23 protein-coding genes and 1 tRNA gene are annotated in these 24,344 nt (G+C 66.8%); 14 read left to right on the top strand and 10 right to left on the bottom strand.

Features of this window, described 5'->3' with window-relative positions; genetic code table 11:
• Positions 1 to 4 precede the first annotated feature (4 nt).
• The 4 genes from BM345_RS09990 to BM345_RS09975 all read right to left on the bottom strand — a co-directional run bounded on the left by BM345_RS09990 (position 5) and on the right by BM345_RS09975 (position 4,155).
• Complete coding sequence (locus BM345_RS09990) at positions 5 to 637, bottom strand: LysE family translocator (RefSeq protein ID WP_093378662.1); 633 nt, start codon at positions 635 to 637, stop codon at positions 5 to 7.
• The gene (locus tag BM345_RS09985) at positions 634 to 1,281 is read right to left on the bottom strand and encodes an RnfABCDGE type electron transport complex subunit B (protein ID WP_093378660.1); all 648 of its coding nucleotides are present in this window, start codon (positions 1,279 to 1,281) and stop codon (positions 634 to 636) included. The genes BM345_RS09990 and BM345_RS09985 overlap by 4 nt, the downstream gene beginning before the upstream one ends.
• 9 nt (positions 1,282 to 1,290) lie before the next feature.
• The gene (locus BM345_RS09980; protein ID WP_093378657.1) at positions 1,291 to 2,730 is read right to left on the bottom strand and encodes a polyhydroxyalkanoate depolymerase; all 1,440 of its coding nucleotides are present in this window, start codon (positions 2,728 to 2,730) and stop codon (positions 1,291 to 1,293) included.
• A gap of 228 nt (positions 2,731 to 2,958) precedes the next feature.
• On the bottom strand, positions 2,959 to 4,155 hold the full coding sequence (locus tag BM345_RS09975; RefSeq protein WP_093379423.1) for an amino acid aminotransferase: 1,197 nt from the start codon (positions 4,153 to 4,155) through the stop codon (positions 2,959 to 2,961).
• A 125-nt stretch (positions 4,156 to 4,280) separates the two neighbouring features.
• On the opposite strand from BM345_RS09975, the gene uvrB reads away from it, so the two are divergent.
• The 13 genes from uvrB (at position 4,281) to BM345_RS09910 (ending at position 15,500) form a co-directional block, all read left to right on the top strand.
• Positions 4,281 to 6,404, top strand: a complete 2,124-nt coding sequence (uvrB, locus tag BM345_RS09970; protein WP_254789669.1) for an excinuclease ABC subunit UvrB — start codon at positions 4,281 to 4,283, stop codon at positions 6,402 to 6,404.
• A gap of 236 nt (positions 6,405 to 6,640) precedes the next feature.
• Positions 6,641 to 7,177, top strand: a complete 537-nt coding sequence (gene iscR, locus BM345_RS09965) for a Fe-S cluster assembly transcriptional regulator IscR (protein WP_093378655.1) — start codon at positions 6,641 to 6,643, stop codon at positions 7,175 to 7,177.
• 76 nt (positions 7,178 to 7,253) lie between these two features.
• Positions 7,254 to 8,474, top strand: coding sequence for an IscS subfamily cysteine desulfurase (locus BM345_RS09960; protein ID WP_093378653.1), 1,221 nt, complete (start codon positions 7,254 to 7,256; stop codon positions 8,472 to 8,474).
• A 33-nt stretch (positions 8,475 to 8,507) separates the two neighbouring features.
• Positions 8,508 to 8,918 (top strand): Fe-S cluster assembly scaffold IscU, encoded by a 411-nt coding sequence (gene iscU, locus BM345_RS09955; RefSeq protein ID WP_093378651.1) that lies wholly within the window; start codon positions 8,508 to 8,510, stop codon positions 8,916 to 8,918.
• 2 nt (positions 8,919 to 8,920) lie between these two features.
• A complete protein-coding gene (gene iscA, locus BM345_RS09950) occupies positions 8,921 to 9,244 on the top strand; it encodes an iron-sulfur cluster assembly protein IscA (RefSeq protein ID WP_093378648.1) in 324 nt (107 codons plus the stop codon).
• Between the two features lie 108 nt (positions 9,245 to 9,352).
• Positions 9,353 to 9,871: a Fe-S protein assembly co-chaperone HscB gene (gene hscB, locus BM345_RS09945; RefSeq protein WP_093378646.1), complete on the top strand. Its 519-nt coding sequence runs from the start codon at positions 9,353 to 9,355 to the stop codon at positions 9,869 to 9,871.
• 11 nt (positions 9,872 to 9,882) lie between these two features.
• Entirely contained in the window at positions 9,883 to 11,739 is a 1,857-nt protein-coding gene (gene hscA / locus BM345_RS09940; RefSeq protein ID WP_093378643.1) for a Fe-S protein assembly chaperone HscA, read from the top strand.
• 11 nt (positions 11,740 to 11,750) lie between these two features.
• Positions 11,751 to 12,089 carry an ISC system 2Fe-2S type ferredoxin gene (fdx, locus tag BM345_RS09935; protein ID WP_093378640.1) on the top strand — a complete coding sequence of 113 codons (339 nt, stop codon included), beginning with the start codon at positions 11,751 to 11,753 and terminating at the stop codon, positions 12,087 to 12,089.
• A 19-nt stretch (positions 12,090 to 12,108) separates the two neighbouring features.
• Positions 12,109 to 12,834: a DNA polymerase III subunit epsilon gene (gene dnaQ, locus BM345_RS09930; protein WP_093378638.1), complete on the top strand. Its 726-nt coding sequence runs from the start codon at positions 12,109 to 12,111 to the stop codon at positions 12,832 to 12,834.
• A 36-nt stretch (positions 12,835 to 12,870) separates the two neighbouring features.
• A tRNA-Val gene (locus tag BM345_RS09925) sits at positions 12,871 to 12,945 on the top strand.
• Positions 12,946 to 13,231: 286 nt separating this feature from the next.
• Entirely contained in the window at positions 13,232 to 14,335 is a 1,104-nt protein-coding gene (locus BM345_RS09920) for an NAD(P)/FAD-dependent oxidoreductase (protein ID WP_093378635.1), read from the top strand.
• A gap of 97 nt (positions 14,336 to 14,432) precedes the next feature.
• Entirely contained in the window at positions 14,433 to 14,744 is a 312-nt protein-coding gene (locus tag BM345_RS09915) for an ElaB/YgaM/YqjD family protein (RefSeq protein WP_093378633.1), read from the top strand.
• Between the two features lie 51 nt (positions 14,745 to 14,795).
• The gene (locus tag BM345_RS09910) at positions 14,796 to 15,500 is read left to right on the top strand and encodes a phage holin family protein (protein ID WP_093378630.1); all 705 of its coding nucleotides are present in this window, start codon (positions 14,796 to 14,798) and stop codon (positions 15,498 to 15,500) included.
• 10 nt (positions 15,501 to 15,510) lie between these two features.
• Here BM345_RS09910 and BM345_RS09905 read toward each other — a convergent pair whose 3' ends face one another.
• On the bottom strand, positions 15,511 to 16,569 hold the full coding sequence (locus BM345_RS09905) for a quinone-dependent dihydroorotate dehydrogenase (RefSeq protein ID WP_093378628.1): 1,059 nt from the start codon (positions 16,567 to 16,569) through the stop codon (positions 15,511 to 15,513).
• Positions 16,570 to 16,614: 45 nt separating this feature from the next.
• Between BM345_RS09905 and rpiA the strand changes: the two genes are divergently transcribed.
• Positions 16,615 to 17,304, top strand: coding sequence for a ribose-5-phosphate isomerase RpiA (gene rpiA, locus BM345_RS09900; protein ID WP_093378625.1), 690 nt, complete (start codon positions 16,615 to 16,617; stop codon positions 17,302 to 17,304).
• Between the two features lie 15 nt (positions 17,305 to 17,319).
• Here rpiA and BM345_RS09895 read toward each other — a convergent pair whose 3' ends face one another.
• The 5 genes from BM345_RS09895 to BM345_RS09875 all read right to left on the bottom strand — a co-directional run bounded on the left by BM345_RS09895 (position 17,320) and on the right by BM345_RS09875 (position 24,289).
• Positions 17,320 to 17,976, bottom strand: a complete 657-nt coding sequence (locus BM345_RS09895; RefSeq protein WP_093378622.1) for a glutaredoxin family protein — start codon at positions 17,974 to 17,976, stop codon at positions 17,320 to 17,322.
• A gap of 95 nt (positions 17,977 to 18,071) precedes the next feature.
• A complete protein-coding gene (locus BM345_RS09890) occupies positions 18,072 to 20,126 on the bottom strand; it encodes a M3 family metallopeptidase (RefSeq protein ID WP_093379418.1) in 2,055 nt (684 codons plus the stop codon).
• Between the two features lie 52 nt (positions 20,127 to 20,178).
• Entirely contained in the window at positions 20,179 to 21,030 is an 852-nt protein-coding gene (locus BM345_RS09885; RefSeq protein ID WP_093378620.1) for a bifunctional methylenetetrahydrofolate dehydrogenase/methenyltetrahydrofolate cyclohydrolase, read from the bottom strand.
• A gap of 74 nt (positions 21,031 to 21,104) precedes the next feature.
• Entirely contained in the window at positions 21,105 to 21,740 is a 636-nt protein-coding gene (locus BM345_RS09880) for a response regulator transcription factor (protein ID WP_093378617.1), read from the bottom strand.
• A complete protein-coding gene (locus tag BM345_RS09875; protein ID WP_093378614.1) occupies positions 21,737 to 24,289 on the bottom strand; it encodes a PAS domain S-box protein in 2,553 nt (850 codons plus the stop codon). The genes BM345_RS09880 and BM345_RS09875 overlap by 4 nt, the downstream gene beginning before the upstream one ends.
• Positions 24,290 to 24,344 lie beyond the last annotated feature (55 nt).

The following is a 24,344-nucleotide window of genomic DNA, read 5'->3' as shown; positions in this document are numbered from 1 at the left end:
AGTTTCAGGCGCCCGGCCGACGCCAGAAGGCGAGGGTGGCAGCCAGCGCCCACATGCCTGCCGCGCAGCCGCGGTTGAGGTTGCGCAAACTGCGGCGGGACATCCAGCGTACGGCCTGGGTGCCCGCGCCGGCATAGGCCAGCATGATGCAGGTGTCCAGCACCACGAAGATGGCGCCCAGCACCAGGTACTGGTGGCCTTGCGGTTGCGCCGTGTCGATGAACTGCGGCAGGAAGGCCGCGAAGAACAGCACCGACTTGGGGTTGGACAGCGCCACCGTCAAGCTGCGCAGCAGCGCGACGCGACCCTGCGACTCGGTGTCGGGCGCGGCGAGGGCGGCGGCCACGTCCGGCGGCGGGCTGCGCCAAAGCTTGATCCCCAGCCAGACCAGGTAGATCACGCCGGCCGCGCGGATCGCATTGAAGAGCCACTCGGAAGCCGCCAGGAGCGAGCCCAGGCCGAGGGCCACCGTGGCGATCACGATGGTGCTGCCCATCGAGGCGCCCAGGATTCCCCAGCGCGCGCGGCGCATGCCGCCTGAGATGCCGTTGGACAGGGCGAGCAGCATGGTCGGCCCGGGCGTGACCGCCAGCACGAAGGAAGCGGCCAGGAAGAGCAGAAGGGTGTCGGTTCTCATGACTTGTCTCCGGGTGGCGCCAGGCGTGCTCGCGCCTTGGCAAGGGCGGCCTCGATCACGGCTCGCTTGCGTGCCGCGGCCTCGTCGACGGCAGGCGCCGCCTCAGGCGCGGCAGCCGATTCGGGTTCGGCTTCGGCCGTGGCGGCCTTCGCGCTCAGCCGCGCCTTGTGCACGGCGTAGCGGGCACGCGCGGCGCCGGCTTGCGCGGCCGACCAGGCCTGCCAGCCGGTTCGCCCGGGTGTGGCGACTTCGAGTGAGATGCAGTCCACCGGGCACACGGGAATGCACAGCTCGCAGCCGGTGCAGTGCGGCTCGATCACGGTGTGCATCCGCTTGTTGATGCCCACGATGGCATCGGTCGGGCAGGCGTCCAGGCAGAGCGTGCAACCGATGCACCAGTGCTCGTCGATCACCGCCAGGGCGCGCGGCCCTTCGACGCCGAACGCCTCGCCCAGTGGCCTGGACGGTCGCCCGGTGATCGCGGCCAGTCGCTCGATGCCCTCGGCACCGCCGGGCGGGCACTGGTGGATGTCCGCCTCGCCGTCGGCGATGGCCTGGGCGTAGCCGGCGCAGTCAGGGTAGCCGCAGCGGGTGCACTGCGTCTGTGGCAGTGCGTCGTTGATGCGTGCGGCAAGCCGGTTCATGGCAGCGGCTCAGCGCCGCGCCGGAGCCGCCTTCTTGCGGGTGGCTGCGGTGCTCTTGCGGGCCGGGCGGATGCCGACCGTCTCGGCCACGGCGGCCGGGCGTGCGCGCGACCGCGGTTGCTGGGTGCCCGCGCGCACGCTGTCCTCGGAGCTGACCGAGGCGCCGGAGGTGCCGCGGTGCTTTTGCGGCTGGTCGTGCGCGATGATGAATTCCTTCACCTCCGGATAGACATGCTCGCGCCAGCGGCGGCCGCTGAAGATGCCGTAGTGGCCGGCACCCTTGACCTCCAGGTGCTTGCGGCTGCCCGCCGGAATGGCGGTACACAGGTCGTGCGCAGCCTCGGTCTGGCCCGAACCGGAGATGTCGTCGAGCTCGCCTTCGATGGTGAGCAGGGCACTGCCCTCGATGTCCTGCGGGCGAACAAGTTCGACCTGGCCATCGACGCCTTTCACCTCCCAGGTGCCGTTGACCAGATCGAACTCCTGGAACACGGTTCGGATGGTGTCCAGGTAGTAGTCGGCGTCCATGTCTAGCACGGCGTTGTACTCGTCGTAGAACTTGCGGTGCGCGTCGGCGCTGGCGTCGTCGCCCTTGATCAGGTCCTTGAAGTAGTCGTAGTGGCTCTTGGCGTGGCGGTCGGGGTTCATCGCCACGAAGCCGGTGTGCTGCAGGAAGCCCGGATACACGCGGCGGCCTTCACCCGGGAAGCCGTGCGGCACCCGGTGGATGACGTTGTTCTCGAACCATTCGAAGCTCTTGTTCATCGCCAGGTTGTTCACCGCGGTGGGCGACTTGCGGGCGTCGATGGGGCCGCCCATCATGGTCAGAGACAGCGGCGTCTGCTCGCCGCGGCTGGCCATGAGCGACACGGCCGCCAGCACCGGCACCGTGGGCTGGCACACGCTCATCACGTGGCAGTGGCCGTATTCGTCCTGCAGGCGGGCGATGAATTCCTGCACGTAGTTGATGTAGTCGTCCAGGCGGAATTCGCCTTCGGACAACGGCACCATGCGCGCGTTCTTCCAATCGGTGATGTAGACCTTGTGGTCCTGCAGCATGGTGCGCACCGTCTCGCGCAGCAGCGTGGCGTAGTGGCCCGAAAGAGGTGCCACGATGAGCACCACCGGCTGCGACTTCAGCACGGACAGCGTGTGCGTGTCGTCGGTGAAGCGCTTGAAGCGCCGCAACTCGCAGAAGGGCTTGTCGAGCTCGACGATCTCCTGGATGACGACGTCGTCGCCGGCGACCTTCACGGTCTTGATCTCGAACTCGGGCTTCTCGTAGTCCTTGCCCAGCCGGTAGAGCAGGTCGTAGCCGGCGGCCACGCGCTGGGCCATGGGCATCTGGCTGAAGCCGGTGCCGGCGCCAAACAGTTTGGAGGCAGCCTGGGCGAAGTCGGCGAACGGCTCCATCAGGGAGCGTTGGGCTTCGTAGAGTTGGTACAGCATGTTGGGCCTTGGTGTTCTTCGCTGCAGTGCAATATATCAGTGGGCTGATACCGGTTGCAGGAGAGAGTTCCCTATGTGACAAGACCTAACTGTCACATCTTTGTGAACGCGGCCTTGGCGTCCACGGCGGCCTGAAAACTTTCAACTTCGCTGGCGGACCGGGGTCCGCCAGCGGGTTGCGGCGCCGCAACTTCGCGGGCGCGCTGCTGCGCCCACTAGTTCACGTAATCAGAGAACTTTCGCGATGCTCTGGCAAACGTACTCGATGTTCTTGCTGTTCAGCGCAGCGACGCACATGCGGCCGGTATCGGTACCGTAGACGCCGAATTCGTTGCGCAAACGCACCATCTGGTCCTTCGTCAGGCCCGAATAGCTGAACATGCCGATCTGTTCGGTGATGAAACCCATGTCGCGCTCGACGCCGGCGGCCTTCAGGCCGTCGACCAGCTTCTGGCGCATGGCCTTGATGCGCACGCGCATCTCGCCCAGTTCGTTCTCCCAGACCTTGCGGCGTTCCGGGTCGTTCAGCACGGCCGCCACCACGGCGCCGCCGTGGATCGGCGGGTTGCTGTAGTTGGTGCGGATGGCGATCTTCAGCTGCGACAGCACTCGCGCGGCTTCTTCCTTGCTCTCGCACAGCACCGACAGGGCGCCCACGCGCTCGCCGTACAGGCTGAAGCTCTTGGAGAAGGAGGTCGAGACGAAGAAGTTCAGGCCGGCAGCCACGAACTTGCCGATCACGGCGCCGTCCTCGGCGATGCCGTAGCCGAAGCCCTGGTAGGCCATGTCCAGGAAAGGCACCAGGTGCTTGGCGCGCACCACGCCGATGACCTGGTCCCATTGGGCCGGCGTGATGTCGTAGCCGGTCGGGTTGTGGCAGCAGGCGTGCAGCACGACGATGGTCCCGGCCGGGGCGGCGCCCAGGGCTTCGAGCATGCCGTCGAAGTTCACGCCCAGCTTCTCGGGGTCGTAGTAGGGGTAGCTCTCGACCGCGAAACCGGCGTTGGTGAACAGGGCGCGGTGGTTTTCCCAGCTCGGGTCGCTGATCAGCACCTTGGCGTTCGGGCTGATCTTCTTGAGGAAGTCGGCGCCGACCTTCAGGCCGCCGGTGCCGCCGATGGCCTGGATGGTGGCGACGCGGCCGGTGGCCACCGGCTCGCTGTCGGCGCCGAAGACCAGGCTCTTGACCGCGTTGTCGTAGGCGACGATGCCGTCGATGGGCAGGTAGCCGCGGGCGGTCGGTGCCTTCAGCATGTCCGCTTCGGCCGCCTTCACGCAATCGAGCAGCGGCAGCTTGCCGTTGTCGTCGTAGTACACCCCCACGCCCAGGTTGACCTTGTTCGGATTGGTGTCGGCAGCGTATTGCTCGTTGAGGCCAAGAATCGGGTCGCGCGGCGCCATTTCGACGGCGTTGAACATGGACATGGTGAAAAGTCGGTTGGGATGGGAGGACACCCGGCCTGGGCCGGGCTTTCTTGCAACTGGCGGTTTAACCTATCCAGTTCCCTTGAATTTTAACGTTTGCGACCCACGTCATGCGGGAACACCCTATGTCCGAGCTGCCAGAAGTCCTTCCCGCCTCGCCAACCACAGGTTCGGTGGGCCCCGCCAAGCCGGGCGAATTCGTGCGCTTTCCCGATTCCCCCTTCGAGCTCTTCCAGCCCTATCCCCCCGCAGGCGACCAGCCCGCGGCCATCGAACAGCTGGTGGAGGGGGTGCGCGACGGCGAAGTGTTCCAGACGCTGCTGGGCGTGACCGGCTCCGGCAAGACCTACACCATGGCCAACGTGATCGCCCGCCTGGGCCGCCCGGCCATCGTGTTCGCGCCCAACAAGACGCTGGCGGCGCAGCTGTACAGCGAATTCCGCGAGTTCTTCCCGAAGAACGCGGTCGAGTACTTCGTCAGCTACTACGACTACTACCAGCCCGAGGCCTACGTGCCCCAGCGCGACCTGTTCATCGAGAAGGACAGCTCGATCAACGAGCACATCGAGCAGATGCGGCTGTCGGCCACCAAGAGCGTGCTGGAGCGGCGCGACACCATCATCGTGGCCACGGTGAGTGCCATCTACGGCATCGGCACCCCCGAGGACTACACGCAGATGCGCTTCATCCTGCGCATCGGCGACAAGATCGGCCAGCGCGACGTGATCGGCCGGCTGATCCGCATGCAGTACATGCGCAACGAGCAGGATTTCTCGCGCGGCACCTTCCGCGTGCGCGGCGACACCATCGACGTATTCCCGGCCGAGCACAGCGAACTGGCGATCCGCATCGAGCTCTTCGACGACGAGGTGGAATCGCTGCAGCTCTTCGACCCGCTCACCGGGCGCATCCGGCAGAAGATCCCACGCTTCACGATCTATCCGTCCAGCCACTACGTGACGCCGCGCGACAAGGTGGTCAACGCGGTGGAAACCATCAAGATCGAGCTGGACGGGCGCCTGAAGGAGCTGCTGGCCGACAACAAGCTGGTGGAGGCGCAGCGGCTGGAGCAGCGCACCCGCTTCGACCTGGAGATGCTCGCCGAGATCGGCCACTGCAAGGGCATCGAGAACTACACGCGCCATCTTTCGGGCGCCGCCCCGGGCGATCCGCCGGCCACGCTGACCGACTACATGCCCAAGGACGCGCTGATGTTCCTGGACGAGAGCCACCAGATGATCGGCCAGCTCAGCGCCATGTACAACGGCGACCGGGCGCGCAAGACGACGCTGGTGGAGTACGGCTTCCGGCTGCCATCGGCGATGGACAACCGGCCGCTCAAGTTCGAGGAATTCGAGCGCCGCATGCGCCAGTGCATCTTCGTCTCGGCCACGCCGGCCGACTACGAGAAGCAGCACGCCGGCCAGGTGGTGGAGCAGCTGGTGCGCCCCACCGGCCTGATCGACCCCGAGGTGGAAGTGCGCCCCGCCACCCACCAGGTGGACGAAGTGCTGCAGGAAATCCGCATCCGCGTCGAGAAGAACGAGCGCGTGCTGATCACCACGCTGACCAAGCGCATGGCCGAGCAGCTCACCGACTACCTCAGCGACAACGGCGTGAAGGTGCGCTACCTGCACAGCGACGTCGACACGGTGGAGCGCGTGGAGATTCTGCGCGACCTTCGCCTGGGCGCGTTCGACGTGCTGGTGGGCATCAACCTGCTGCGCGAGGGCCTGGACATCCCGGAGGTGTCGCTGGTGGCCATCCTCGACGCCGACAAGGAAGGTTTCCTGCGTGCCGAGCGTTCGCTGATCCAGACCATCGGCCGCGCCGCGCGCAACCTGAACGGCAAGGCGATCCTGTATGCCGACAGGATGACCGACTCGATGAGACGGTCCATCGACGAGACCGAGCGCCGCCGTGCCAGGCAGATCGCGCACAACGAGGCCAACGGCATCACGCCGCGCAGCATCGTCAAGGCGGTGCGGGACCTGATCGACGGCGTTTACAGCGAGAAGAGCGGCAAGGAAGCCGAGAAGCTCGAGCTGCAGCGCGCCAAGGTCGAGGACATGAGCGAGAAGGACGTCTCGCGCGAGATCAAGCGTCTGGAAAAACTGATGATGGAGCACGCCCGCAATCTCGAATTCGAGAAGGCGGCGCGGGTTCGCGACCAGCTGGCGTTGCTGCGCGAGCAGGCCTTCGGCGGTGCGCACGGCGACAACATCGTGGTGCTTACGCCCGGGAAATAAAGCCCATTGGCTGGGTCAATCGGGTCCATAGCCGGTGCCATTGGTGTTTACCCGAGATCTCTAGGGTTTCTGGTATACTTGACTCAATTACTCAACAACAAAAGAACTTCGCGATGAAGGGCCGGCTCCAACGCACTGGGTCTCCAGTGCCGCCGAGAGTCGGTTAGGGCGGAGACGAGCCACCGAGGTCACAAACTTCGGTGTGGTTTCAACGGTAAGCACATAAGGAGCTTGCGATGCGTCTCACTACCAAGGGCCGGTTTGCGGTCACAGCCATGATCGATCTGGCCCTGCGCCAGAACAGCGGTCCCGTCACGCTGGCTGCCATCAGCCAGCGCCAGCAGATTTCCCTGTCGTACCTGGAACAGCTGTTCGGCAAGCTCCGTCGCCACGAATTGGTGGAGTCCACCCGTGGTCCCGGCGGCGGCTATTCCCTGGGCCGCAAGGCGGCGGAAATTACCGTGGCCGACATCATCGTGTCGGTCGACGAGCCGATCGACGCTACCCAATGCGGCGGCAAGGAAAACTGCCTGGGCGAAGCCGGCCGTTGCATGACGCACGAGCTGTGGGCCTCGCTCAACCAGCGCATGGTCGAGTTCCTCGACTCGGTCACCTTGCAGAAGCTGGTCGACGACCAGCTCGCCAAGGGCGTCACCGTCGAGAACAAGCCGGCGGTCAAGCGTGCGATCTCTGCGCAGCCCGTGGTCAAGCCGATTCGGGTGAACGCGCCCAACTCGGTCTTCGCGCTGGGCAACGTCTTCGCCAAGTCCTGATCCCGACCGCGGGCATGCCGGGGCATGTGCCCTGGGTGCCCGCACGACCCCACGAACACATCAAGAACAGTCAGCCATGGACGTCACTCCGCATTTCCCGATCTACCTCGACTACGGCGCGACCACGCCGGTCGATCCGCGCGTGGTGGACGCGATGATTCCCTGGTTGCGCGAGCATTTCGGCAACCCGGCATCGCGCAGCCACGCTTGGGGTTGGGAGGCTGAAGAGGCCGTGGAGAAGGCCCGTGGCTATGTGGCCGAACTCATCGGCGCCGATCCGCGCGAAATCGTCTGGACCTCCGGCGCCACCGAATCGAACAACCTGGCCTTGAAGGGCGCTGCCAACTTCTACAAGGGCAAGGGCAAGCACCTGATCACGGTGAAGACCGAGCACAAGGCCGTGCTCGACACCATGCGCGAGCTCGAGCGCCAGGGCTTCGAAGTGACCTACATGGACGTCGAGGAAGACGGCCTGCTCGACCTGGAGAAGTTCAAGGCGGCGATCCGCCCCGACACCATCCTGGCGAGCGTGATGTTCGTCAACAACGAGATCGGCGTGATCCAGGATGTCGTGGCGCTGGGCAAGCTGTGCCGCGAGAAGGGCGTGATCTTCCACGTCGACGCCGCGCAGGCCACCGGCAAGCTCGAGATCGACGTGCAGCAGCTGCCGATCGATCTGATGAGCCTGGCTTCGCACAAGACCTACGGCCCCAAGGGCATTGGCGCGCTGTACGTGCGCCGCAAGCCGCGCGTTCGTCTGGAAGCGCAGATGCACGGCGGCGGCCACGAGCGCGGCATGCGCTCGGGCACGCTGCCCACGCACCAGATCGTCGGCATGGGCGAGGCCTTCCGCCTGTCCAAGCTGGAAATGGCGGAAGACATCGCCAAGGCCCGCAAGCTGCAGCAGCGCCTGCTGGACGGCCTGAAGGACGTCGAGCAGGTGTTCATCAACGGCGACCTGGAGCGCCGCGTGCCGCACAACCTGAACATGAGCTTCAACTACGTCGAAGGCGAGTCGCTCATCATGGGCATCAAGGGCCTGGCCGTTTCCAGCGGCTCCGCCTGCACCTCGGCCAGCCTGGAGCCCAGCTACGTCCTGCGCGCCCTGGGCCGCAGCGACGAGCTCGCCCACAGCAGCCTGCGCATGACCATCGGCCGCTTCACGACCGAGGAAGAGATCGACTACGCCATCTCGACCATCAAGCACAACGTGGCCAAGCTGCGCGAGCTGAGCCCGCTGTGGGAGATGTTCCAGGACGGCGTGGACCTGAACACGATCCAGTGGTCGGCGCATTGAGACAACACAACACATATCGATAAGAGGTACCCCATGGCTTACTCATCCAAGGTCATCGACCACTACGAGAATCCGCGCAACGTCGGCTCCTTCGACAAGGGCGACGACACGGTGGGCACCGGCATGGTCGGCGCTCCGGCCTGCGGCGACGTGATGAAGCTGCAGATCAAGGTCAACCCCGAGACCGGCGTGATCGAAGACGCGCGCTTCAAGACCTACGGCTGCGGCTCGGCCATCGCCTCGTCCTCGCTGGTGACCGAATGGGTCAAGGGCAAGACGCTGGACGAAGCGGCATCGCTGAAGAACGCGCAGATCGCCGAGGAACTGGCCCTGCCGCCGGTAAAGATCCACTGCTCGATCCTGGCGGAAGACGCCATCAAGGCAGCTGTCAGCGACTACAAGCAGAAGCACGGCGCCACCGCGGCGGCCGAAGCCGCCCACTGAACATGGCCGTTACGCTCACGGAGGCCGCCGCGCGCCACGTCAACCGTTACCTCAGCAAGCGAGGCAAGGGCCTGGGCGTGCGCCTGGGCGTCAAGACGACGGGTTGCTCGGGCCTGGCCTACAAGCTCGAGTACGTGGACGACCTGTCGCCCGAGGACGTGGTCTTCGAGGACCAGGGCGTGAAGGTGCTGGTGGACCCCAAGAGCCTGGCCTACATCGACGGTACGCAGCTGGACTTCGTGCGCGAGGGCCTGAACGAGGGTTTCAAGTTCAACAACCCGAACGAGCGCGACCGCTGCGGCTGCGGCGAGAGCTTCAGGATCTAGGTTCACCCCCGGGCTGCGCGCTCTTCATGCGCGCGGCCAACCCCCTTGCAGGGGGCAACGACAGCCAAAGTCGCCGCCGTGTCATGGACCGGCGGCTTTTTTCCGCTCATGAAGCTCGACGCCACCGATTTCGAACTGTTCGACCTGCCGCCTGCCTTTGCGCAGGACCGCGCGGTGCTGGATGCCCGCTGGAAAGACCTGCAGCGTGAGGCGCACCCCGACCGCTTTGCCGCCCAAGGCGCAACCGCGCAGCGCGTGGCAATGCAATGGTCGGTGCGCATCAACGAGGCCTACCAGCGCCTGAAGGACCCGATCAGGCGTGCCAGCTACCTGTGCACCCTGAATGGCGTGCCCATCGATGCGGAGCACAACACCGCCATGCCGGCCGACTTCCTGATGCAGCAGATGGAATGGCGCGAGTCGCTGGATGACGCGCACGAGTTGAAGGCGCTGGAGGCGCTGCACGACGAGGTTGATGGTGCTCGCCGCCAGGCGCTGTCCTCGCTGGACTCGCTGATCGACGGGAAGGGCGCGTACGTGGAAGCTGCCGCGCAGGTCAGAGCCCTCATGTTCATTGAGCGCTTTGCGAAGGATGTCGAGAAGAAGCTCGACCGATTGGGACAATAGAGCCTCAAGTTATGGCACTTCTACAGATTTCAGAGCCCGGGCAGGCGCCCGACCCGCACCACCGCCGCATCGCCGTAGGCATCGACCTGGGCACCACGCATTCGCTGGTGGCATCCGTACGCAACGGCGTGGCCGAATGCCTGCCGGACGCGCAGGGCCGCGTGCTGCTGCCCTCGGCCGTGCGCTACCTCGAGGACGAACGCCGCCAGATCGGCTACGACGCATTGGCCGCGCGCGCCGAAGACCCGGCCAACACCATCACCTCGGTCAAGCGCCTGATGGGGCGCGGCCTGGCCGACATCGGCCGGCGCGAATCGCTGCACTACCAGCTGGCAGGCGAGGGCGGCATGGTGCAGGTGCAGACCCGCGCCGGCACCAAGTCGCCGGTGGAGATCAGCGCCGAAATCCTGGCCACGCTGCGCTTCCGCGCCGAGGACACCTTCGACGACGACCTGTACGGCGCCGTCATCACCGTGCCGGCCTACTTCGACGAAGGCCAGCGTCAAGCCACCAAGGACGCAGCCCAACTGGCGGGCATCAACGTGCTGCGCCTCATCAGCGAGCCCACCGCCGCCGCCATCGCCTACGGCCTGGACAACGCGGCCGAGGGTGTCTACGCGGTGTACGACCTGGGCGGCGGCACCTTCGACATCTCCATCCTGCGGCTGACGCAAGGTGTATTCGAGGTGATCGCCACCGGCGGCGACTCGGCCCTGGGCGGCGACGACTACGACCACGCGCTGGCAGACTTCGCCCAGGCGCAGGCCGGCGTCACGCTCAAGAGCGACACGGACAAGGCCGCCTGGATGATCGCGGCACGTGCCGCGAAGGAAGCGCTGTCCGATGCCGACTCGACGGCTTTCGTCGCGACGGTCGACGGACGCAGCGTCAGCCAGCCGGTCACGCGTGCCCAGTTCGAGGAGGCGAGTGCATCGCTGACCGACCGCACACTGGCCGCCGTGCGCAAGGCCTTGCGTGACGCCTCTCTCAAGCCGCAGGAACTGCAGGGCGTGGTGCTCGTGGGCGGTGCCACCCGCATGCCACAGATCCGCCGTGCCGTCGCCGAGCATTTCGGCCGCGCACCTTTCGTGGACCTGAACCCCGACGAGGTCGTCGCGCTGGGCGCAGCCGTGCAGGCGAATCAGCTGGCGGGCAACGGTGGCAGCGGCGACCTGCTGCTGCTGGACGTGATCCCGCTGTCGCTGGGGATCGAGACCATGGGCGGCCTGGTGGAGCGCATCGTGCCGCGCAACCAGACCATTCCCACCGCCATGGCGCAGGACTTCACCACCTACCAGGACGGCCAGACGGCGCTGGCGCTGCACGTGGTGCAGGGCGAGCGCGACCTGGTGCAGGACTGCCGAAGCCTCGCGCGCTTCGAGCTGCGCGGCATCCCGCCGATGGCGGCCGGCGCGGCGCGCATCCGCGTCACCTTCACCGTGGATGCCGACGGCCTGCTGAGCGTGGGCGCCAAGGAGCAGGCCAGCGGCGTCGAGGCCAGCGTGAAGGTGAAGCCCTCTTACGGCCTGTCGGACGACCAGATCGCCACCATGCTGCAGGACAGCTTCGCCACCGCGCAGCAGGACATGCAGGCCCGCGCCCTGGTCGAGGCGCGCGTGGATGCCGATCGCATGCTGCTGGCCACCCAGAGTGCGCTGGATGCAGACGGCGCTCTGCTCGAAGCGGAGGAGCGCCAGCAGATCGACGCGCTGATGGAAGCGTTGCGACTGGCTCGCGACGTCGGCGATGCCTCGACGGTGGAGGCCGCCACCAAGGCGCTGGCCGACGGTACCGAGGACTTTGCCGCCCGCCGCATGAACCAGGGCATTGCGCGCGCGCTCTCGGGCCGCACGCTCGAATCCCTCTGAACATCTTTTCCATGCCCACCATCAAGATCCTTCCGCACGCCGAGTACTGCCCGCAGGGCGCCGAGATCAGCGCGCCCGCCGGTACCTCCATCTGCGAGGCGCTGCTGGACAACGACATCCACATCGAGCACGCCTGCGAGATGAGCTGTGCCTGCACCACCTGCCACGTGATCGTGCGCGAGGGCTTCAGCTCGCTCAACGAATCGGACGAAAGCGAAGACGACCTGCTGGACCGCGCCTGGGGCCTGGAGCCGCAGTCGCGGCTGAGCTGTCAGGCTATCCTTGCGCAGGAGAACGTGACGGTCGAGATTCCCAAGTACTCGATCAATCACGCCAAGGAAAACCACTGACACCGCAGCGCGCGACCGCATGACCCGGCAAATCGTCCTCGACACCGAAACCACTGGCCTGTCCGCCGAAGACGGCGACCGCATCATCGAACTGGGATGCGTCGAACTCTTCAACCGCAAGCTGACCGGCAACGACCTGCACATCTACTTCAACCCCGAGCGCGAGAGCCACGAGGACGCGTTGAAGGTGCACGGCCTGACCACCGAGTTCCTGCGCGACAAGCCCAGGTTCGAAGTGATGGCGCCGGAGATCGTGGAGTACCTGCGCGGCGCCGAGATCATCATCCACAACGCGGCCTTCGACGTCGGCTTCCTCAACAAGGAATTCGAACGCGTCGGCCTGCCACCATTGCGCAACCACTGCAGCGAAGTCACCGATACGCTGGCCATGGCCAAGGCGCTGTTCCCGGGCAAGCGCAACTCGCTCGATGCGCTTTGCGACCGCTTCGGCGTCGACCGCTCCAACCGCACCTTCCACGGCGCGAAGCTGGACGCGCAGTTGCTGGCCGATGTGTACATCAACCTCACGCGCGGCCAGGATGCACTGCTGATCGACGTGGGCAGCGACGAGCCGCAGCAGGGGCAGGTCGCGGTCATCGACTTGCGGCAGTTCCAGCTGCCGGTGCTCACTGCTTCGGCGCAGGAACTGGCGATCCACGAGGAAGTGCTGCTGCAGCTGGACAAGTCCAGCAACGGAAAAACGCTGTTCCGGCTGGAAGCAGCCGAAAATGTTGCTATAATCTGAGGCTTCGCAGCAAACGCAACAGCGGTTGCCGACGAAGGGCGGTTAGCTCAGGGGTAGAGCACAGCATTCACACTGCTGGGGTCGGAGGTTCGAAACCTCCACCGCCCACCAAATTCCCCAAGAAAAAGGCGATCTGGATTTCCAGATCGCCTTTTTGCTTTGCGCTCTCGCCATGTGATGTCCACCGGCGCACACTTGGGGCACAGGAGCAAAGAATGGCCATGACCCCCGAGCTTCATACGCCACACAAGCCCGGCCCCGCGGACCCGGGCGAGATGCCGGTCGAGCCGGACCAAGGCCCGGTGCCGCCACCGAGCCAGCCCGATGACCCCTCCCAACCGATCGCGCCGCCGCATTGAGCTTCCCGGCAGGCCAAGCGCGCAGCTAAGCTTCGCGCATGGAAGCAGAGAAGATCGATTGCGCCGTGATCGGCGCCGGCGTGGTGGGGCTGGCCGTCGCGCGCGCGCTGGCCCTGGCGGGGCGGGAAGTGATGGTGCTGGAGGGTGAAGGCGGCATCGGCACCGGCACCAGTTCGCGCAACAGCGAGGTCATCCATGCCGGCATCTACTACCCGAAGGGCTCGCTGAAGGCGCAACTGTGCGTGCAGGGCAAGCAGGCGCTGTACGACTACGCCGGCCAGCGCGGCGTGGCGCATCGGCGGTGCGGCAAGCTCATCGTGGCCACTTCGGCCGAGCAGGTGGGCGAACTCGAAGGCATCGTCGCCAAGGCCCGCGCCAACGGCGTGGACGACCTGGTCATCCTCACGCGCGGGCAGGCGCAGGCGATGGAGCCGCATCTGCAGTGCGTGGCCGCCATCCATTCCCCCAGCACCGGCATCGTCGACAGCCACGCGCTGATGCTGAGCTTGCAGGGCGACCTGGAGAACGCCGGCGGCATGGTGGCGCTGAAGTCGCCGGTGGCACGTGCCGAATGCGCGAACGGCGCCATCGATCTCTTCATGGCGGACGGCACCGTGCTGCGCTGCGCCAGCGTGGTCAATGCTGCAGGCCTGCACGCGCCGCTGCTGGCCCGTCGCTTCCAGGGGCTCGATCCTCAGCAGCTGCCCACGGCCTATTTCGCCAAGGGCAACTACTTCACCCTGAGCGGGCGCGCTCCCTTCAGCCGGCTCGTCTACCCGGTGCCCGAGCCCGGCGGCCTGGGCGTGCATCTCACGCTCGACCTGGGTGGCCAGGCCAAGTTCGGGCCCGATGTGCAATGGGTCGAGTCGCCTGGCGACCTGGTGGTGGATCCGGCGCGCGGCGACGCCTTCTACGCGGAAGTGCGCAAGTACTGGCCGCAGCTTCCGGATGGCGCGCTGCTGCCCGGCTACGCGGGCATGCGGCCCAAGATCTCCGGACCGGGCGAGCCGGCAGCGGACTTCATGATCCAGGGGCCCGAGGCGCATCGCGTGCCGGGGCTGGTCAACCTGTTCGGCATCGAGTCGCCGGGCCTCACGAGCAGCCTTGCAATCGGCGCGCGCGTGGCGCAAATGCTGGCATAGCGGCGGCCAGCCTGTAACATGGGGCCATGCGCCATTTGTGGTGTGTCTCACCGCCGGCGTGTGGCCGGCGAAGCTTTTTTCAGGAGGATCGTCAGTAATGTCTACATCAACCGCCAACCTCGAAGCAGCTGCGAACCAGGTAGTCGAAGACCTCGCCAGCGACGTGCGTGGCGTGCTCTCGAGCAAGGAGCTGGATTCGGTTCCGCACATCAAGGCGTTGCGCCAGCGTGTCGATGCCAAGGTGGCCATCGCTCGCGAATTGGCGTCCGAAAAGGCCAAGCTCGCCGCCAGGAAGGCGCGTGAAGCGGCCGACCAGGCCAACGCCTACGCCCATGACGAGCCCTGGCAGATTGCCGGTGCCGCCCTGGCGGTCGGCGTTCTCGTGGGTTTGTTGATTGGCCGTCGCTGAACGCATGCCAGGCGACCTGATGGCGGGCTGCCGGGCTGGCGGAGCGCCTGAATGACGGGTGTGCTGACCAAGCGCCTCCTCGCGCTCACCGGCCTGGACGCCAAGCTGCGCCACGTGCGCGTGGCTGCGGGCGAGGGCGCCCTGGCGGCCGAGGACCGTGCGCAGTTGCTGCGCTTGGCCTGGGAGGAGGAGAAGCAGCGCCTGCATCTCATCACCCTGTTGGTGGTAGCCGTGATGGGCCTCACCACGGTGGCGGTGGCCTTGCTATCGGTGGCAGTTGTGGTCCATTTCTGGGACACACCGCACCGCAGCGCCGCCGCGTGGACGGTCGCCATCGTCTGGGCGGTGGTCTGGCTGGGCTTCCTGCTCTGGCTGGTCAAGGCCCTGCGCAGCAAGACCGAGGGCATCGACCTGGCGCGTCGCGAGTTCGCCCGCGACTGGCACTGGGTGCAGGCACAGATCGGCTCGCGCCCGCGCGATCCGGCCCTGCGCGAGCCCCGCCCGGCCAACCGCGACGAACTGCTGGCGCGCATGGAGCGCCAGCGCGAGCGCATCCTGCGCCTGCAGAACCCGCTCCCGGGCTCGGGCGCCTCCATGCCCCAGGAGGCACCGCTCAGCCAGATGGTGACGCAGACCTTGCGCGAGCATCCCGTGGCCACCGCGGCCGTGGCGTTCGGCGTGGTCGCGGCTGTCGGCCCCAGGCGCCTGCTGCGCATGGCGACCTGGGCGCTTCCGCTTTTCTGGAAGCTGCGCTGAGGCGCCTGCCTCAGCCCGGCGCGCGCGCAGCCAGCGCGCGCGCCGCGTCCCGCACCAGCGCGGGTCCCCTGTAAATGAGCCCGGTGTAGATCTGCACCAGGTCCGCGCCGGCGTCGAGCTTGGAGCGCGCATCCTCGGCGCTCAGGACGCCGCCCACGCCGATGATCGGATAGGCAGGGCCCAGGGCCGCGCGCAGCTGCGCGATGACGCGGTTGCTGGCCTGCAGCACCGGTGCGCCGGACAGGCCGCCGGTTTCCTCCGCATGCCGCAGCCCGGCCACCACGTCGCGCGCCAGGGTGGTGTTGGTGGCGATCACGCCGTCGATGCCATGGCGCTTCAGGGTGGCCGCGATCAGCTGCACCTGGGTCTCGTCCAGGTCGGGTGCGATCTTGACGAAGACGGGCACGCGCTTGCCGTGTTGCGCCGCCAGTTCTTCGCGCCGCTTGGCGACTGCCGCCAGCAAGCCGTCCAGCGCTTCGTCGCTCTGCAGGCTGCGCAAGTTGGCGGTGTTGGGGCTGGAGATGTTGACGGTGACGTAATCGGCATGCGGGTACACGCCGGCCAGGCCGATCAGGTAGTCGTCCACGGCGTTCTCGATGGGCGTGGCCGCGTTCTTGCCGATGTTCAGGCCCAGCAGGGTGGGGCTGCCCCGGCCTGTGCGGCGGAAGCGCGCGCGCTGCACGTTGCGCAGGAAGGCCTCCAGTCCTTCGTTGTTGAAGCCCAGGCGGTTGATCAGCGCATTGCGCTCGGGAATGCGGAAGATGCGCGGCTTCGGGTTGCCCGGCTGGGCCTTGGGTGTGACTGTGCCCACCTCGACGAAGCCGAAGCCCATGGCAGCGAAGGCGTCGATGCAGCGGGCGTTCTTGTCCAGGCCGGCGGCCAGGCCCAACCGATTGGGGAATTCGAGCCCGGCGAGGCGAACCGGATCGTTCACGCGGGTCTGCGAATAGAAGCAGGCCAGGGGCGTGTTCTGGGTGCGTGCCAGCGCGTCGAGCGTGAGCTCGTGGGCCTGCTCGGCATCCAGGCCGAACAGGAAAGGTCGCGCCAGGCCGTAGGGAACGAGTGACATCGGATAATTCTCTTGTTTTCGATTAGCAGCCAAGGATTTTCCCCGATGAACAGCACCCCCCCGACCCAGGACGAACTCAAGGCCCAGGTGGGCCGCGCCGCGCTGGCCTATGTGAAGCCCGGCAGCATCGTCGGCGTGGGCACCGGCTCGACGGTCAACAAGTTCATCGACGCCCTGGCGAGCATGAAGGACCAGATCAAGGGGGCCGTGTCCAGCTCCGTCGCCTCCACCGAGCGGCTGAAAGCCCTGGGCATCCCGGTCTTCGACAGCAACGAGGTCGAGGAGCTGGCCGTCTACATCGACGGCGCCGACGAGATCGACGGCGGCGGCCACATGATCAAGGGCGGCGGCGCGGCGCTCACGCGCGAGAAGATCGTCGCGGCCCAATCGCTGCAGTTCGTCTGCATTGCCGACGCTTCCAAGCGAGTGGAGGCGTTGGGCGCCTTCCCGCTGCCGGTCGAAGTGATCCCGATGGCGGCGCAGCGCATCATCCGCCAGTTTGCGAGCAAGGGTGGCGTGGCGCAGGTGCGCGAGAAGGACGGCGCCGCGCTTGTCACCGACAACGGCCAGCACATCGTGGACGTGAGCGGCCTGCGCATCACCGACCCGAAGGCCTTCGAGCTGGAAGTGAGCCAGTGGCCGGGTGTGGTCACCGTGGGTGTGTTCGCGCTCCAGCGCGCGAACGTGTGCCTGCTGGGCACGCCGACGGGCGTGCAGACGCTGAACTTCGACTGAGGAAGAGGCGCGCGCCTAGAAGCGGATGCCGGCGGGGTTCTCCGGCGTCGGCACGCCCGCGGTCGACGGCGGAGGCGGGCTGGATGGCGCGGCTGCGGGCGCAGCGGCCGCCGGTGCCTGAGGCGCGGCCCTCACTTGAGCCACCAGCGGCGAGGCTGGCGCGTTTCTATAGCTGGGGGGCAGGCGCGAGCTCGTCGGATAGCCGGCGGCGTCGAGGTAGCGGGACCATTCGGAGTCCTGGAAGCCCACCAGTTGCTGCGCACCGATGGCCACCAGGGGCAGGGAGTTCTGTCCGGTCTGGCGTTGAAGGGCGTCGTTGTCCTGCGCCGTCTGCACGGTCTTCTCGCTGAACGGAACGCCTCGCGTGGTGAGCAGGCTGCGGGCCGCGTCACAGGGCTGGCACTCGTCGCGGGTGTAGAGGGTGACCGGGTAGCGCTGCGCCACCTGGCGAAGCTCGTAGGGCAGGGAGTTGTCGACCGGCAGCGAGGTCACGTCGCCGCCGCGCGAGCCCGTCACGGGCTGCGCGTTGCGAGCCGTGGGCGCCTGGTCGGAATAGGTGACCTTGCCGTTGGCGTCGACCTGGCGATAGACCTGCTGCGCGAAGGCGCTGCCTGCCGCACAGGCAGTCAGTGCGGCCAGTGCGATCGAGCCGAGGCGGCCATCCAGCTTCATTGCGAGCTCCGGGTTTGCGAAAGAACGGAGCAAGTATGCCAAGGCCGGCGCTGTTCGCCGCCCTCGGGGCCCCAGGGCCGATGCAAAAAAGCCACTCAGGCGGAAGTTGTACTCGGCGAAGCCATGCCCTGGTGGCGCAGCAGTGCGTCCAGTTCGGGGGCGCGGCCGCGGAAGGCCTTGAAGGACTCCATGGCCGGGCGGCTGCCGCCGGCTTCCAGGATGGCCGTGCGGTAGCGGCGCCCGATTTCCACGCTGGGCTTGCCATCGGCGCCCGCGCTTTCCTCGAAGGCCGCGTAGGCGTCTGCGCTCAGCACCTCGGCCCACTTGTAGCTGTAGTAGCCGGCTGCATAGCCGCCCGAGAAGATGTGGCTGAAGGTGTTGGGCGTGCGGCTGAAGGGCGCCGCCGGCATCACCGCGACCTCGGCGCGCACCTTGTCCAGCAAGGCCATCACGGCGCCGGGTTGCGCGTCGGCTGCCTCGTGCTCGGTGTGCAGCAGCATGTCGAACAGGGAGAACTCGATCTGGCGCACCGTCTGCAGGCCGCTCTGGTAGTTCTTGGCCGCGATCATCTTGTCGAAGAGATTGCGCGGCAGCGGCTCGCCGGTGTCCACGTGCGAGGTCATGTGGCGCAGCACGTCCCACTCCCAGCAGAAGTTCTCCATGAACTGGCTGGGCAGTTCGACCGCGTCCCACTCCACGCCGCTGATGCCCGAGACGTCTCGCTCGTTCACCTGGGTCAGCATGTGGTGCAGGCCGTGGCCGAACTCGTGAAAGAGGGTGATGACGTCGTCGTGCGTGAGCAGCGGCGGCCGGCCATCGACGCCTTCGGCGAAGTTGCACACCAGCTGCGCCACCGGCGTCTGCAGGTGCTGGCTGTCGGGGCGCAGCCAGCGGGCGCGCACGTCGTCCATCCAGGCGCCGCCGCGCTTGCCCGCGCGCGCCGAGGGGTCGAGGTAGAACTGGCCCACCAGCTGGGTGCCGCGCTCGATGCGGTAGAACTCCACGCCGGGATTCCACACCGGCGCGCTGTCGCGGCGGATCGACACCTCGAACAGCGTCTCGACGATCTTGAACAGGCCCGCCAGCACCTTGGGGGCGGTGAAGTACTTCTTGAGTTCCTGCTCGCTGAAGGAATAGCGGGCTTCCTTCAGCTTCTCGCCGATGAAGCTCCAGTCCCAGGGCTGCGGGTCGGCAATGCCCAACTCCTTCGCGCCGAAGGCGCGCAGGTCGGCCAGGTCCTGTTGCGCATAGGGCTTGGCCTTGGCGGCCAGGTCGCGCAGGAACTTGAGCACTTCGTCGGGCGAGTCGGCCATCTTGGGCACGACCGACAGTTCGCCGAAGCTGCGGTAGCCCAGCAGCTTCGCTTCTTCTTCACGCAAGGAGAGGATCTCGCGGATGAGCTCGGTGTTGTCCAGTGCCGGGTCGCCCAGCTCGCTGGCGCGGGTGACGTAGGCGCGGTAGAGGGCCTCGCGCAGCCGGGTGTTTTTTGCGAACTGCATCACCGGCAGGTAGCAGGGCATCTTCAGCGTGAGCTTGTAGCCTTCCTTCTGCTCGGCTTGCGCTGCGGCCTGGGCGGCGGCAATCACGTCCTGCGGCACGCCGTCGAGTTCGTCCAGGCGGGCGTAGTAGGCAAAGGCATCGGTGGCGTCCAGCGCGTTCTCGCTGAACTTCTGGCTCAGCTCGGCCTGTCGTTCCTGGATGGCGGCAAAGCGCTCCTTGGCCGCGCCCTGCAGTTCGGCACCGCCGAGCACGAAGTTGCGCACCGCGTTCTTGTGCGCCTGGCGCTGCTCGGGCGTGAGCTTCGCGGGGTCGATGGCCTTGTACTTGGCATAAAGGCGCTCGTCCGAACCCAGGCGGGTCCAGAAGGCGGTGACGCGCGGCATGGCCTCGTTGTAGGCGGCACGCAGTTCAGGCGTATCGGCCACGGCGTTCAGGTGCCCCACCGCGCCCCAGGCGCGGCTGAAGCGCTCGGTGGCCACGTCCAGCTCCTTGGCGATGGCGTTCCAGTCGGCGGGGAAGGCCGGGTCCGTCACCTTCTGGAGTGCCGCATCGGCTTGCGCCAGCAGGATATCCACCGCCGGGCCCACGTGCTCCGGGCGGATCTGGTCGAACAAGGGGAGGTCGCGGAAATCGAGGAGCGGATTGGTCATCATGGGTGCAAGATGGGGCCGGAAGAGCAAATGCGCAAGGCGAAAAAATCAATCAGGCCGATTGCCGTTCAGCCGCTTCGAGGGTGTTGACCAGCAGCATGGCGCGCGTCATGGGGCCGACGCCGCCGGGCACGGGCGTGATCCAGCCAGCCACTTCGCGCACGCCTTCGAAGTCCACGTCGCCGCAGAGCTTGCCTTCGTCGTTGCGGTTCATGCCGACGTCGATGACCACGGCGCCGGGCTTGACCATGTCGGCCGTGAGCACATTGCGCTTGCCCACCGCGGCGACGATGACGTCGGCCTGCCGCGTCATGGCGCCCAGGTCGGCGGTGGCGCTGTGGCAGATGGTGACGGTGGCGCTTTGCGCCAGGAGCATCATGGCCATGGGCTTGCCCACGATGTTGCTGCGGCCGATGACCACCGCGTGCTTGCCACGAAGGGAGTAGCCGATGGACTCGAGCATTTTCATGCAGCCGTAGGGCGTGCAGGGCCAGAAGCCCTTGGCGCCGGTCATCAGCGCGCCGGCGCTGGCGATGTGGAAGCCGTCGACGTCCTTTTCGGGCGAGATGGTCTCGATGACCTTCTGGCTGTCCATGTGCCTGGGCAGGGGCAGCTGCACCAGGATGCCGTGCACCTTCGGATCGACGTTGAGGGCCTTCACCCGCGCGAGCAGGTCGGCCTCGCTCATGTCGGCGGGGTAGCGCTCCAGCGTGGCCGACAGGCCGGTCTCGTTGCTGTCGTTGACCTTGTGCTTCGTGTAGACCTGGCTGGCCGGGTCGTCGCCCACCAGGATGATGCTCAGGTGCGGATGCACGCCGCGGGCCTTCAAGGCCTGGGTGCGGCCGGTGACTTCTGCGCGGATGGTGCGGGCAAGTGCGTTGCCGTCGATGAGTTGGGCCGTCATGGCTGGATGCTTCCCTGGAAGTAAAAACGCCCGCTTGCGCAGGCGTATTTTGTGGCGGTTGGTTGAAACGGGGCTTAAGAGGCCGCCTTGGCAGCGCCGGCCTGGCCGAGCGCGATCTTCAGAAGGTCGGCCACCGTGTTGGCGTTGAGCTTTTCCATGATGTTGGCGCGATGCGCCTCCACCGTCTTGATGCTGATGCCCAGGTCGTCGGCGATCTGCTTGTTCAGGCGGCCGGCGACGATGCGCTCGAGCACCTGCGCCTCGCGGCCGGTGAGCTTGGACAGCAGGGCGTCGCGGCTGGCCGACTGCTGGTGCTGCGCGAAGGTGCCGCGGGCATGCTCGAGCATGCGCTCGACCAGTGCCACGAGTTCTTCGTCGTTGAAGGGCTTCTGGATGAAATCCATCGCGCCCTTCTTCATCGAGTCGACCGCCATCGGCACGTCCCCGTGGCCGGTGATGACGACGATGGGCAGCGGCGAGCGGCGTTCGATGAGCCGGTCCTGCAGTTCCAGGCCGGTCATGCCGCCCATGCGGATGTCGACGATGAGGCAGGCCACCTCGCGCGGGTCGTAGCGCGAAAGGAAGGATTCTGCGGAGTCGAAGCAGCGAACGCGGTAGTCCTTGCCCTCAAGCAACCATTGCAGCGAATCTCGAACGGCTTCGTCGTCATCGACGACATAGACCGTGCCCTTCTTGGGAATCAAACTCATGCAGGTACCTTTGCCTCGTCGCTTGCTATTGATCTTGTAGCGTCAAGTACCGGAATCCAGAACGAAAAACGGCACCCGACAACCTCTGAACCATTGTAGATGTTCTCTGCCTGCATCCGGCCCTTGTGCGACTCCACGATGGTGCGGCACAGGTTCAGGCCGATGCCCATGCCTTCGGGCTTGGTGGAGAAGAACGCCTCGTACAAACGCTCCATCACTTCGGGCGCGAGGCCCATGCCGGTGTCCTGCACCGAGAACTCCACCGCGGGGTGGCCGTCGATCATGCGCGGCAGCACGCGCAACTCGACGCTGCGGCGCGCGGGCGGGCGCTTGGCCACGTCGATGGCTTCGGCGGCGTTGCGCAGCAGGTTCACCAGCACCTGCTCGATCAGGATCGGGTCCACCTGCAGCACCGGCAGGCGCGCGGCCACGTAGTGGTTCAAGCGCACGTTGCGGCGGCGCAGTTCGATGCCGGCGAGTTCCACCGCCTCGCTCACCATCGTCGTGGCCTCGGCCGGGGTGCGGTTGGGTTCGCTGCGCTTCACGAAGGTACGGATGCGCTGGATGATCTGGCCCGCGCGTTGCGCCTGGCGCGAGGTCTTCTCCAGCGCCATCAGCAGCGCGTCCGAATCGATCTGCTGGCCCTTGATGCGCGACACCATGCCGTTGCAGTAGTTGGTGATGGCGGTCAGCGGCTGGTTCAGCTCGTGCGCCACGCTGGAGGCCATCTCGCCCATGGTGATCAGGCGGCTGGCCGCCTGCGCGCGGTCGGCCTGCGCCGCGTTCTGGTCCTCGGCGTCTCGGCGCTGCGTGATGTCGGTGGCAATCACCATCTGCGCCAGCCGGCCGTCGACCCAGGTGAGGTAGCGCGAGCGCACTTCCAGCCACTTGCCCAGCTCGGGCACGAAGATTTCGTTGTTGGCCGGCTGCGCGCCGGTGAGCGAATCGAGCGGCAGGCCGGCGAAGGCGTCGACGTCGTCCATCTCCTCGTCGTGGCCGCCGGCGGGGGGCACGCCCGCCTGCGCCACCATGCCCAGGTGGCCGACGGTGTCGGAGCCGAACCAGAGGCGGTAGAGCTTGTTGGCGAACAGAAGCTCCTCGCTGCCGATGGGGGCCACCGAGATGGCGGCGTCCAGCGCTTCCAGCACGGTGGTAAAGCGTTCGTAGGACGCCGACAACTGCTCGCGGATGCGCGTGGGCTCGGTGATGTCGGTCATCGAGGTCATCCAGCCGGTCTGGTGGCCGCGCGCGTCGATGAGGGGCGACACGTACAGCCGCGCGTTGAACACGCTGCCGTTCTTGCGCTTGACGCGGACCTGGAAGCCGCCGGGCAGCGAGCGCCCGTGCAGCTCTTCCTCGAGCCGCTCGTTCATGATCTCGCGGTCGGCCTCCAGCCAATAGGGGAAGGGCGGGGACTGGCCCACCAGCTCTTCCTCGTTCCAGCCGGTCATCGCGCAGAAGGCGGCGTTGACGTAGGTGATGCGGCCTTCCAGGTCGAGAACCCGCATGCCGGTGGGCATGGAATTCTCCATCGCGCGGCGGAAGTTGGTCTCGGCCACCAGGGCCTGCTGGGCCTGCTGGCGCCGGCGGGTGTGGCGCCAGGTGCCGATCAGCATCCAGCTGGTGAGCACCGAGAGTGCCACCACCAGCCAGAACAGCCCATTGCCCACCAGGCCCTGCGAAGTGCGGTAGGCCTGCGCCCGCAGCACCAGGCTGTTGCCCACGGGCGAGACCGGCACCTCGTATTCGTTGACCTTCTTGCCCCAGGGCAGCAGCCGGTGGCCGCCGGGGTCCGGCACGTTCACCGTGTTGCCGGCAATGAGGCGGCCGTTGCCGTCCAGCAGCGAGACCGCGTAGCGCGCCGCCACCTCGGGAGGAATGCCATAGCGCAGCAGGCCGTCGATGGAAAACTCGCCCAGCACCACGCCTGCGAACAGGCCCTGGTCGAAGAGCGGGATGTGCAGCTGCAGCACCGGCGGCAGGTCGCCCCCCTGGCTGGGCTGCGAATACACCGGCTGGCGCAGCTCGCGCGCCAGCGCATAGTGGGTTTCGAGGTCGCCCGGGCGCAGCACGTCGCCGGCCAGGTGCTGCTGCGACGGGTGCACGCTGGGCGCCGAGTAGCTGCCCTGGAAGCGGCGGCGGTCGTCGATCCAGCTGATGGCCTGCAGTTCGGGGAACTGGCTCACCAGCGACTCGGAGCGGCTCACGAACTCGCTGGGGTCGATTTCCCGGTTGCCCGCGTCGCGGGCGATGCGCATCAACTGCTCCTGGCGCTCGAGCAGTCGCAGGCGCATGCGCTGCTGCGCGTATTCGACGTCGCGGCGGACCGATTCCTGCTCGCGCTCCACCTCCTCGGTCCGCAGGTACCAGAAGGCGGTGACGATTGCGGCCAGAAACAACAACACCGCGGCCATTGGTGCCACCATGGCAACCGCGTCCTGCAGCACCGGCGTCTGGCGGCGCCACCAGCGCCGCCAGACCGCCCAGGGCGAGGAAGACGAGCGCGCAGCAGCGCGGACGTCAGTTGACGGCAGGTTGGGCGGAGGCATCACTCGAGTGTAGGGGAAGGCCCCAAGTAGCTTGCACTAGGACACAAATAGCACG

Origin of the sequence: Variovorax sp. OV329 (assembly GCF_900114785.1) — a bacterium.
GTDB lineage: Bacteria > Pseudomonadota > Gammaproteobacteria > Burkholderiales > Burkholderiaceae_C > Variovorax.
Note: the sequence above shows the minus strand (reverse complement) of the source record. Positions and strands in the feature narration are given on the sequence as shown.